Source organism: Burkholderia sp. ABCPW 111 (genome assembly GCF_000773065.1).
Lineage (GTDB): Bacteria > Pseudomonadota > Gammaproteobacteria > Burkholderiales > Burkholderiaceae > Burkholderia > Burkholderia savannae.
Map to the genome: position 1 here is coordinate 1 of NZ_JPWT01000018.1, position 4,776 is coordinate 4,776.

4 protein-coding genes and 2 pseudogenes are annotated in these 4,776 nt (G+C 72.4%); 4 read left to right on the top strand and 2 right to left on the bottom strand.

Annotated elements, in window-relative coordinates; all coding sequences use genetic code 11:
- Nucleotides 1-417 (top strand): annotated as a pseudogene (locus X946_RS04515) (threonine ammonia-lyase, biosynthetic); the annotation flags it as partial.
- Here X946_RS04515 and X946_RS04520 read toward each other — a convergent pair.
- Nucleotides 396-1,106: a TetR/AcrR family transcriptional regulator gene (locus X946_RS04520; protein WP_038744506.1), complete on the bottom strand. Its 711-nt coding sequence runs from the start codon at nt 1,104-1,106 to the stop codon at nt 396-398. The pseudogene X946_RS04515 and the gene X946_RS04520 overlap by 22 nt on opposite strands.
- A gap of 78 nt (nt 1,107-1,184) precedes the next feature.
- Between X946_RS04520 and X946_RS04525 the strand changes: the two genes are divergently transcribed.
- Complete coding sequence (locus tag X946_RS04525; protein WP_038744508.1) at nt 1,185-2,483, top strand: protoporphyrinogen/coproporphyrinogen oxidase; 1,299 nt, start codon at nt 1,185-1,187, stop codon at nt 2,481-2,483.
- 449 nt (nt 2,484-2,932) lie between these two features.
- Here the strand turns inward: X946_RS04525 and X946_RS36530 are convergent, their stop codons facing one another.
- Complete coding sequence (locus X946_RS36530) at nt 2,933-3,067, bottom strand: hypothetical protein (protein WP_257789113.1); 135 nt, start codon at nt 3,065-3,067, stop codon at nt 2,933-2,935.
- Between the two features lie 198 nt (nt 3,068-3,265).
- Here X946_RS36530 and X946_RS04540 point away from each other — a divergent pair, with 198 nt between their 5' ends.
- Both X946_RS04540 and X946_RS36040 read left to right on the top strand, forming a co-directional pair.
- Nucleotides 3,266-4,429 (top strand): NRAMP family divalent metal transporter, encoded by a 1,164-nt coding sequence (locus X946_RS04540; protein WP_197419493.1) that lies wholly within the window; start codon nt 3,266-3,268, stop codon nt 4,427-4,429.
- Nucleotides 4,430-4,469: 40 nt separating this feature from the next.
- Nucleotides 4,470-4,776 (top strand): annotated as a pseudogene (locus tag X946_RS36040) (hypothetical protein); the annotation flags it as partial.

The following is a 4,776-nucleotide window of genomic DNA, read 5'->3' on the forward strand; positions in this document are numbered from 1 at the left end:
TCGGCGCACATCTTCGTCGGCGTGCAGATCAAGCGGCGCGACGAATCGGACGAGATCGCGCGCAACTTCGCCGTGCACGGCTTCGACACTGTCGATCTGAGCGGCGACGAACTCGCGAAGCAGCATGTGAGGCACATGGTCGGCGGCCGCTCGCCGCTCGCGCGCGACGAGCGGCTGTTCCGCTTCGAATTCCCCGAGCGGCCGGGCGCGCTGATGAAATTCCTCGCCGCGATGGCGCCCGACTGGAACATCAGCCTGTTCCACTACCGCAATCAGGGCGGCGATGCGAGCTCGATCCTCGTCGGCCTTCAGGTGCCGCGGGCGGACGACGCGGCGTTCGACCGCTTCCTCGCGACGCTCGGCTATCCGCAGCGCGAGGAAACCGGCCATCCCGCTTATCGGCTGTTTCTCGGCTGACGATCGCCGCGCGAACGGCGCGCGGCCGGCTTGCTCGCCCGCCGCGCCGGAGCGGCGGGCGGGGCCGGAGCCGGAGCAACATCGGTATCGGTATCGGTATCGGCATCGGCATCGCGATCGGCGTGGCCGTCGGCTTCGACGTCGCCCGCCGGCGGCAGCCGCTTGCCGAGCGCGAGCAGCGAGCGGAACAGCGCCGCGAAATCGTCCGGGCCCATCGGCAGCGCGCTTTGCTGCGCGCCGACGAAGCACAGGTAGGACACCTGCGCGAACAGCGCCGCGTCTGACTCGCTGCGCAGCGTCTGCCTGCAGAACGCATGCGCGGCCGCGAGCCGCGCGCGATCGGCGCGGCGCTGGAATTCGGCGACGAGCGGCTCGTGCAGCGACCACGTCCGGATCGCCGCCTCGCGGCGCGGGTTCATCCGCGACGCCGCGGCGAGATAGCGGTCGAGCGCGGTCTCGGGCGGCTCGTCGCCTTGCAGCAGCGCAATCGCCTGCGTCGTGTAGGCCGCTTCCCATTCGGCGAGCAGCGCGAGAACGAACGCCTTCCGGCTGCCGAAGTGATGGTAGAACGCACCGCGCGTGACGCCCAGGCGGCGCGCGAGCTGGTCGGCTGACACGCCTTGCGCGCCTTCGTCGTCGAGCGCGGCGAGGCCCGCCGCGATCCAGTCCGCTCTTGTCGTTCTTGCCATGAAAACGTACAGGCTTTGTATGGTCCGATCGTGGCGGCTATTGTACGGCCTCGTTCAACCCTCGAGGTCGTCCTCGCCATGCACGTACTCGTCGTCGGAGCAGGAATCGCCGGGCTGGCCGCCGGCTGGCAATTGAAGCGGGGCGGGTGCGACGTCACCGTCGTCGAGGCCGCCGAGCGCCCGGGCGGGCGGATTCGCAGCGTGCCGTTCCACGGTCACGTGATCGAATGCGGCGCGCAGTTTCCGTCGTCCGGCTATCGGCATCTGATGCCGCTCTTCGGCGAGGCGGGGCTCGCGGCGCGGCTCGTGAAGACGTCGCCGTGGGCGGCGTTCGAGCGCGGCGAGCGGCTCTTTCGCGTGCATGCGCGCCGTCCGTGGACGATTCCCGCGAGCGGCCTGCTCGGCTGGCGCGACAGCCTGCGCGTCGGCCGCGCGCGCGCCGCGCTGCTCGCGCGGATTCGCGCGCTCGATCCGAACCGCTATGCGGCGTTCGCCGAATTCGACGATGCCGACGCCGCGCAATGGGCTGAGCAGACGTTCGGGCGCGCGGCCGTCGACGCGATCTTCGCGCCGATGATTCATGGGCTCTATTTCCAGTCGCTGCGCGGTTCGTCGCGCGCGCTGCTCGCCGCCGTCACCGGCTTCGACGGCGCGCACACGCTGGCGGTGGCGGGCGGCTGGCAGACGTTGCCCGGCGCGCTCGCGGCCCGGCTCGACGTGCGCTACGGCGCGCCCGTCGATGCGCTGTCGGCGGACTCGGGCGGCGTGACGGCGCGCGTCGGCGATCGCGCGCTGCGCTTCGACGCCGCGATCGTCGCGACGCCCGCGACCGTCGCGCGCCGCATCTGGCGCGCGCAAACCGACGCGGAGCGCGTGCTGCTCGCGACCGGCTACGCGCGTGCCGTGCACGTCGCGTTCGGTCTCGCGCCGGGCTGGCGTGCGCCGGCGCGGCTGCGGCGCGTGTACGGCGCGCTGCTGTCGCCGGATGCGCGCCGCATCGCCGCATTGACGTTCGAGCGCGGGCGCGGGATCGGCGACGGGGGCGGCGAAGTCGTGTCGGCGATGCTCGGGCATGCATGCGCGAGCGCGTTGCGCTACGCGTCGGACGACGAGATCGCGCGCGTCGCGCTCGACGACGCGCGCACGTTGCTGCCGGGGCTTGCCGACGCGGTCGTGGCGACGCACGTGCAGCGCTGGGACGCGGCGGAGCCGTTGTCGCCCGTCGGCCGTGCGCGCGCGATCGCCGCGTACCGCGCGAGCGCGGACGCGTGCCGGCGCGTGCTGTTCGCGGGCGACTACATGGGCTCGCCGTGGACCGACGGCGCGGCGGAGACGGGGCGGTGGGCCGCGCGCCGGCTGCTCGAAGCGCGTGCGTGACGCGATCTGCCGCAGCCGGCGCGCGTGAGCGCCGCGGCGTTCGAGGCGCGTGCGCGTCGGCCGCCGGCGGCGGGCAGCGCGCGGGAGGGGGCGCTTACGGCGCGGCGGCGGCGCCCGTTGCAAACGAACGGGCGCGCGCGGCCGCGAGCGCACGATGATCGAGCCGGACGAACGAAGGCGACGACGAAGACGCGACGGCGCGGCCGTTCCGGCCCGCCGCGGGCGATCGGCGCATGTCCGACGCGTGCGTGCGTTCCCGGAATGGCGTGCGCGACGGGCTGGCGCATCGGAAGGCGTCGCTTCCGGTCTTGTCGATGCCCGGCGCGCGAGCGCGCACGTCTCGCTGCGAGCGCGGCGAATCTTCCGCCGCGCTCGCTGCCGCGGTCACGCGCGCGCGGCGGCGCGCTGTTTTGCCGCGCGGCCGCTGCGGTCGTTCGGCATGCGGCCGCTCACTTGAGCTGGCTGATGCCCCAGATCGCGATCAGCAAGCCCGCGCCGAAGCCGATGCCAAGCAGAATATAGGTTTCCATATCGAATCCACGGATGAAGTGATCGTCGCGGCAGGAAGCGGCGCGGCGGCGCAATCGCGGTCGGCATGCGCCGTGCCGCCGTGCGCCGGTTCGCCGCGGCTCGCGCCGGCCGCGCCCGGCGCGCTACAATCGGCCGCCGCATACTACCGACGCAACCTTTCAGTAACCATGCCGGGCTCTTCCGTTCCGCCGAAATCGACTCCGCCCGCGCGCCTGCGATGGGCGGCGCTATGGGGGCCGGGGCTTCTCGTCATGCTCGCCGACTGCGACGCCGGGAACGTCGTCACCGCCGCGCAAGCCGGCGTGCAGTGGGGCGTCGGTCCGCTGATGCTGCTGCTCGGCCTCGTGCCGCTGCTGTACATGATTCAGGAGCTGACCGTGCGGCTCGGCATCTTCACGGGACGCGGCCACGGCGAACTGATCCGCGAGCATTTCGGCGCGGGATGGGCGTGGCTGTCGGCGGCCGGCCTCGTCGTCGCGGTGCTCGGTTCGCTCGTGACCGAATTCACGGGCGTCGCCGGCATCGGCGAGATGTTCGGCGTGCCGCGCTCGGTCAGCCTGCCGGCCGCCGTCGCGCTGCTGATCGCGATCGTGATGACGGGCTCGCACAAGCGCGTCGACAAGGCGGCGATCGTGATCGGCGCGTTCGAGCTGACGTTCTTCGTCGTCGCGTGGAAGGCGCATCCGCAATGGCGGGGGCTGCTGTCGGCGGCCGCGCGGCCGGCCGCCGGCGCGCCGTTCGGCTATCTCGCGGCCGCGCTGATCGGCGCGACCTTCAACCCGTGGATGGTCTTCTATCAGCAGGCGGCCGTCGCCGACAAACGGCTCGGGCCGGACGACCATCGCGCGGCGCGCGCCGAGACGGCCGTGGGCGCGGTGCTCACGCAGTTGCTGACGGGCGCGGTGCTCGTCGCGGCCGCGGCGACGCTCGCCGGCGACGGTGCGTCGCGCACGCTCGGCAGCGTCGGCGAGATCAGCGCGGCGCTCGAAACGGTGGTCGGTCCGCACGCGGCGCGCGTGCTGTTCGGCGCGGGCGTGCTGGGCGCGTCGATGGTCGCGGCGATCGTCTGCTCGCTGTCGCTCGCGTGGGGGCTCGGCGAGGTGGCCGGCTACGAGCGCTCGCTCGACGACCGGCCGACGCGCGCGCCCTGGTTCTACGGAATCTATGTCGCGGCGGTCGCGGGCTGCGCGGCGATCGTGTGGGTCGCGCCCGATCTGGTGTCGCTGAACGTCGCGGCGCAGGTGGTCAACGCGGTGATGCTGCCGCTCGTCGCGGGGTTGCTCGTCGCGCTCGCGGCAATCGCGCTGCCGCCGGCGCAGCGGCCGCGCGGCGCCTATCTGTGGATCGTGTCGGCGGTGGCGGCGGCGGTGAGCGTCGCGGGAATCGTCGGGGCGGCTTCGGGGGTGTGGTCTTGATGGCGTGACGGCGGCGTGCGAGCGTCGATTCGATTCGACGGTGGACGCATCGTTTGCCGAAGTCGACGCCGACGCCGCAGCCAAGTCGAGCGAGACCGGCGCAATCTGGGCTGACGCCAAGCGGAAGTCACGAGCCGCGAGTCTGAAGCTCGTGTTTCACGCGTCGTACTTCGCGGCTTGCAGGTCGAAGCTCAAAGCTCGCCTCGCCGCTCACGCCTCGAAGCTCACGACTCGAAGCTCACGCCTCGAAGCTCACGCCTCGAAGCTCACGACTCGAAGCTCACGACTCGAAGCTCACGACTCGAAGCTCACGACTCGAAGCTCACGACTCGAAGCTCACGACTCGA